The organism is Aeromonas sp. ZOR0002 (assembly GCF_963866995.1).
Lineage (GTDB): Bacteria > Pseudomonadota > Gammaproteobacteria > Enterobacterales > Aeromonadaceae > Aeromonas > Aeromonas caviae.
This window is the reverse complement of the sequence record NZ_CAWMFQ010000191.1, coordinates 1-1,846: the sequence shown is the minus strand read 5'-3', so window position 1 is coordinate 1,846 and position 1,846 is coordinate 1. Positions and strand designations below refer to the sequence as shown.

Sequence of the window (1,846 nt, the reverse complement as noted above, 5' to 3'; positions counted from 1 at the left end):
CTCGCCAGCCGGTGCCAGGGCTTCGGCCATCTCGATGTTGGCGGCGTAATCGGATGTATCGGAGAAGGCGATCAAGTCTTCACCGCTCTCGGCCAGCACCTGGAATTCGTGGGAGCCGGTGCCCCCGATGGAGCCGGTATCGGCCTGCACCGGGCGGAAGTTCAGACCCATGCGAGTGAAGGCGGTGCAGTAGGCCGCGTGCATCTTCTCATAGGTATCGACCAGGGAAGCCTTGTCGATGTGGAAGGAGTAGGCATCCTTCATCAGGAATTCGCGGCCGCGCATCACGCCGAAACGGGGGCGCACTTCATCGCGGAACTTGGTCTGGATCTGGTACAGATTCAGCGGCAGTTGCTTGTAGCTGTTCACTTCGTAACGGACCAGCGCGGTGATCACCTCTTCGTGGGTCGGGCCCAGCACGAAAGGGCGGTTGTGACGGTCGGTCAGGCGGCACAGCTCGGGGCCGTAGTCATCCCAGCGGCCGGACTCCTGCCACAGCTCGGCGGGCTGTACCACCGGCATGGACACTTCGACGGCACCCGCATTGTTCATCTCTTCGCGGACGATGTTTTCAATCTTCTTCAGGACCCGCAGGCCGGTCGGCAGCCAGGCGTACATGCCGGAAGCGAGTTTGCGGATCATCCCGGCGCGCAGCATCAGCTGGTGGCTGACAACTTCAGCGTCGGAGGGGGTTTCCTTGAGAGTGGAAAGCAGATATTGGCTGGTACGCATCGCGGTAGACCTTCGCTAGTTCGGGCGGCTTGGCCCTGGAAAATTTCAAGTGCGGAATTTTAACAGGCGAAGCCCCCCGGCCCAAGGGCTAAATTCAGCGGCGCTGGGGGGAGGGCGGGGGCCTTGCCTCGCCCGCACTAGACCCGAAATTGCGACAGCAACTGCTGTTGCTGCTGGCTGGCCTGATGGAGGGAGGAGGCCAGTTGCAGGCACTCCTGGGCTTCCTGTTCGCCCGTCTGGGCCTGCAGGCTGATATCCGAAACCTTGCCCGTGGTGTGCCCCAGGGTGTGGGAGAGCTGGCTGGTCGCCTCTGCCACCTGTTGCACCATGTCGGCGAGCTGATCGATGGCCTCTTCTACCTTGAACAGGATCTGTTTGGTGTTGTCGGAGTCCGCCATACCCGATTCCACGGTTTTCAGGTTGCGTTGCATCATCAGATAGGCCTGCTCTGTCTGCTGCTGGATGCTGTTGATCACATCCGTTATCTCGGCGCTGGAGGTGGCGGTGCGATTGGCCAGGGTGCGCACCTCGTCGGCCACCACGGCAAAACCGCGCCCCATCTCGCCCGCCCGGGCGGCTTCGATGGCGGCATTGAGTGCCAGCAGGTTGGTCTGCTCCGAGATATTGCTGATGGTGGAGATGATCTGGCCAATCTGCCCTGCCTGCTCCTTGAGGGCATTGATGGCGGTGGCACATTCACCCACCTCCATGACCACCCGCTGCATGCCGGCGGTGGCGGAGGAGACATACTGGCTGCTTTGCGTGGTGAGCTGGCGTACCTCGTTGGCGTTGTGTGCCGCCAGGTTGCAGTTGTCCGAGATGGTGGTGGCCACCTGCACCATCTGCTCGCTGTCGTGGTGCAGCGCCTGGGCATGCGCAGCGGTCTGGCGGCTGCTCTGGCTGATGGCCTGGACCCGGTTGACCGAGGTGTGCACGTGCTGGTTGATGTGCTGGTTGTTGTCCATGGTGGCGCTGATCATCTTCTGCAGCTTCTCGATGAAGCGATCCACGCTGCCGGCCAGGGAGCCAATCTCGTCGTCGCGTGAGAGGTTGATGCGGGCATTGAGATCTGCTTCCCCGGCGGCGATGTCCTGCATGCGCTTGTCGACCTGGA

At 62.1% G+C, this 1,846-nt stretch carries 2 protein-coding genes; both read right to left on the bottom strand.

The window, feature by feature from the left end; all coding sequences use genetic code 11:
* Positions 1-732, bottom strand: a 732-nt coding sequence (gene proS, locus AACR77_RS11560) for a proline--tRNA ligase (protein ID WP_042881575.1), incomplete at its 3' end; no start/stop codon positions are given.
* 137 nt (positions 733-869) lie between these two features.
* Positions 870-1,846 (bottom strand): methyl-accepting chemotaxis protein (locus AACR77_RS11555; RefSeq protein ID WP_042881573.1); only part of this gene is annotated, 977 nt, incomplete at its 5' end.